Genomic DNA, 4,025 nt, shown 5'->3' with positions numbered 1-4,025 from the left:
GCCGGGGTCAGCGAGGCCACCGTGGTCAGGTTTGTGGATCGGCTCGGGTATAAGGGGTATCCGGATTTCATTCAGGATCTCCGTGAATTGGTGGATACCCAGTTGACGCTGATTGACCGGGTGGCCCTGACCAGGGTGAACGGGGCGGCCGCGGAAAGGATGTTCCGGGTGGTCGAGGAAGAAATCGCGAACCTCAAGGAGTTTTACGAGAACGCTGATTTCGAAACCATCAGCAGTGCGGCCCGTCTCCTCGTTGAAAGCCGTCGGATCTACGTCATTGGCTCGCGGCTGAGCTACACCTTCGCCTATTATCTTGGCTGGTCCCTGACAAAAATCAGGGGACATGTCCATATTCTGCGGGGGAGCGATTCCACGTCCATTGATTGGCTGACCATTGCCCCCAGGGACACCCTCGTTGTCATCTTTGCCACTTCCCGGTACCCCAACGAACTGATCCGGCTGGCCCGGCTGGTCCGGCGTCTGGACCAGAAGCTCCTTGTGGTCTCCGACAGTGCAACCTGTCCGGTCAACCAGTTCGCAGACCTGCATATCGTGGTCCGTTGCCTTCATTTTCCTGTTATAGGAAGTCCCAGCCTGATGGCCTGCCTTATTAACTGTCTCACTGCAGAAATGATTGCCCGTGAAGGAGATGGGGTAAAGCCCCACCAGGAAAAGCTGGAGCAGACGTACCGGGAGAATGATGTCCTCTTCAACCTGGACGGTCTCGTCCCCGGATAATCTCTCACTGAAAAAGGAGTGAACAAATGCGCAAGATATTCGTTCCTGAAGCCAAAGACCGAACCGCCGATGCGGTGATCATCGGCGGGGGGATCGTTGGCACAGCTACGGCCTTCTGGCTGTCAAAGGCCGGCCTGGATACCATTCTTGTGGAGACAAGGGACGGGCTTTCCACGCTCACCACAGCGGCTTCAGCCGAATGCTTTCGGGCCCAGTTCACCGAGCCGGCGCTGGCACCTTTAGCCAGGGAGAGCATAGAATTTTTTGAACATTTTGCCGAAAATGTCGGCCTGCCGGGCTGGGATATCGGTCTGCATCAGCAGGGGTACCTTTTTATCACGGACGATGAGGCCATGATACCTGATCTTGAGGCTGCTGTAACACAGCATCACAAGCTGGGGGTCACCGACTCAGAGGTCCTGATCGGGGAACAGGTCCGCTCGCGATTTCCGTTTGTGTCTCCAAAAGTGGTCGGGGGCACATTCCGCCAGCGGGACGGATGGCTATCCTGCCATGAGGTAACCCAGGGGTTTGCAAAAGGGAGTTCTGCCAGGTTTTTTGTGAAGACCAAGGCAACAGATGTTCTCATGGATGAAAAAGGCGTCTGTGGAGTGGAAACTACCCGGGGCCACATTTCAACACGCGTTGTTGTCAATGCGGCAGGCCCCTTTGCCGGGGTGATCGGCCGTATGGTGGGTCTGGATTTACCCCTGGAACCGGTCAGACGGCAGAAGGTCTTCATAGCTTCCCCGGCCGTTCCCCCGGAGGCACCTTTTACTGTGGATCTCATCAACGGGTCCTACTGGCGGCCGGAATCAGGAGGTGCCTTGCTGGGCTGGGTGGACCCTGATGAACCGGTGACCGAACCCATGGAAAATCCCCTTGGCGACTGGGATTTCCCGGCCATTTGCCTGGACAAGGTCTGTCGGTTGACCCCTTTTTTCGAGCAAGTGGCAGAGAACCTCAAGAAGAAGGATATCAATGTCTCTGCGGGGCAATATGTGTACACGCCGGACAACCAACCCCTGATCGGACCCGTTGATGATGTCCCAGGCTTTTATCTCAACTGCGGCTACTGGATCGGGGTAATGGTTTCGCCCATGGCGGGAAAACGGACGGTCGATCTGATCACCGGAAACATGGACAACAAAGACAATCCCTTACGCCTAAGCCGGTACGAGGAAGGTATCGTTCAGGAGAGCAGCAGCTTTTTGAGCGGACACTAGTCGCCTATTCAACAACTCGGCGACTCAACCATTTGACGAAGTCTAGACTGACAGAAGCGAGGTAATTAATTATGTTTGATCGAATGCAGGCATTTACGAACGAAGAAATGACCCGGATTCACGATTCTGCAATGGAGATCCTGAGGGATGTAGGGGTAGCCTTTCACGAACCGGAAGCCCTTGAGATATTCAAAAATCACGGGGCAAAGGTCAAGGGTGATGTGGTTTTTCTCGAAGAAAAAATGGTGACAATGGCCCTTGAAAACGCTCCGTCACGCTTTCATCTGACCGGCCGCAATCCGGACCGTTCTGTCTGGATCGGAGAGAATGATTTTGTGCTCGTTCCCGGCTATGGGGCACCGTTCATCATCACCCCGGAAGGGGAACAGCGACTCGGAACCCTTGATGACTACAATAATTTTTGCAAGCTTGTGCAATCCTCCAAGTACCTGGATATGAATGGATTTCTTATGGCGGAGCCATCGGACGTGCCCACGGAAACTGCCTATCTTGACATGATGTTCTCGAGTCTCACGCTCTGTGACCGTCCTTTCATGGGGAGCCCTGTCACGCGGCAGGCTGCAGTGGATGCGGTTGAAATGGCAGCGATCGTGTTTGGAGGGAAGGAGGAGATCGCTGAACACCCGGTCATGCTGCCCATCATCAGTGTTATCGCCCCCCTCCAGTACTCGGAGGAAATGGCCGGCTCATTAATTGAATTCGCCCGTGCAGGCCAGCCCATCCTGGACGCCAGCCTGGTCATGGCCGGCTCTTCCGGGCCGGTGACCCTTGCCGGTGTGCTGGCGCTTCAGAACGCCGAGGTCCTGGCCGGGCTCACCCTGGCCCAATTGGTACGTCCGGGTATACCTTACATCTACGGCGCCACTTCCTGTCCCATCGATATGAAGACGGGGGCCCTTGCCATAGGCGCGGTGGAAAACGCGATGCTTGTTTCCGCGACGGCCCAGATGGCGAGGTTTTATAACCTGCCCTCCCGGAGCGGCGGGGCCCTGACCGATGCCCATTTCCCGGATATCCAGGCGGGCATGGAATCGGCCATGTCTCTCCTGACCGCCATCAGAAGCGGGATAAATTTTGTGCTCCACGCCTGCGGTATCCTGGGGTCCTTCGTGGAGATGAGTTTCGAAAAATTCCTGGCCGACGAGGAGCTTTGCGGCATGGTCAAAAAGATGCACAAACCCATTGACATGAGCGATGAGGCAATTGATTTGCCCATGATCAAGGATGTGGGGATCGGGGGTCAGTACCTGACCCAGCCGAAGACGTTTCAGCTATGCCGGACCGAGTTCTTCGTTCCCGACCTGATCAAGCGGCAGAGTTACGACTCCTGGAAAGGGGCAGGGAAAAAGCGGCTCGACCAGGAGGCTACAGAGGGCCTGGCACGACGGCTGGATGGTTACGAAAAACCCGATATGGATCCTGCGATCGAGCATGACCTGGCGAAATTCGTGGCAGGACGCAAAGGCTGAAAGGGGAGTGATATTGGAACTCAGAGCAATCCACGAAAGATGTTCCGGATGCAGGGCATGCGAATTGGCATGTGCTCTTGCCAATTTCAGGGAAATGAACCCTGCCAAATCCGCCCTGGATATTGAAGGCCGATTCCCGGCACCGGGGGACTACCGGATCCGTCTCTGCGATCAATGCGGGGAGTGTACGGAGGCATGTCCGGAAGATGCGATTTACCTTGAGGACGGGATTTACTCTATAGATCCTGATGATTGCACCGGCTGCGGGGTCTGTGTCGAGGCATGTCCCCACAGCGTTATGCACGAGCACCCGAGTTTGGACTCGCCATTTAAATGCACCCTTTGTGGGGCCTGCGTTGAAATCTGCCCCAGGGGGGCACTGGTCATGGAAGGAGGTGCCTGAGATGTTATTCGGATACGCCGGGACCATCCTTAGAGTCGACCTGGGTACCGGTCAGGTCACGAGGGAAGCCCTGCCGGTCGGTTTGGCCGAAGACTACATCGGCGGCCGGGGTTTTGTGGCGCGTTTGCTCTGGAACGAAATGCCCCGGGGAGCAGATCCTTTCGGGCC

4 protein-coding genes are annotated in these 4,025 nt (G+C 56.1%); all 4 read left to right on the top strand.

Features of this window, described 5'->3' with window-relative positions; translation table 11 throughout:
- The coding region (locus GXP52_03350; protein ID NOY86322.1) for a MurR/RpiR family transcriptional regulator at positions 1-738 on the top strand (738 nt) is incomplete at its 5' end.
- A gap of 26 nt (positions 739-764) precedes the next feature.
- Complete coding sequence (locus tag GXP52_03345) at positions 765-1,964, top strand: FAD-binding oxidoreductase (GenBank protein ID NOY86321.1); 1,200 nt, start codon at positions 765-767, stop codon at positions 1,962-1,964.
- Positions 1,965-2,035: 71 nt separating this feature from the next.
- Complete coding sequence (locus GXP52_03340; protein ID NOY86320.1) at positions 2,036-3,454, top strand: trimethylamine methyltransferase; 1,419 nt, start codon at positions 2,036-2,038, stop codon at positions 3,452-3,454.
- Positions 3,417-3,857 carry a 4Fe-4S dicluster domain-containing protein gene (locus tag GXP52_03335; GenBank protein NOY86319.1) on the top strand — a complete coding sequence of 147 codons (441 nt, stop codon included), beginning with the start codon at positions 3,417-3,419 and terminating at the stop codon, positions 3,855-3,857. The genes GXP52_03340 and GXP52_03335 overlap by 38 nt, the downstream gene beginning before the upstream one ends.
- Positions 3,858-4,025 lie beyond the last annotated feature (168 nt).

The sequence above is a fragment of the Deltaproteobacteria bacterium genome (assembly GCA_013151915.1).
In the GTDB taxonomy this organism is placed as follows: Bacteria; BMS3Abin14; BMS3Abin14; order BMS3Abin14; family BMS3Abin14; genus BMS3ABIN14.
The sequence above is the reverse complement of the archived record's forward strand: the minus strand, read 5'-3'. Positions and strand labels throughout refer to the sequence as shown.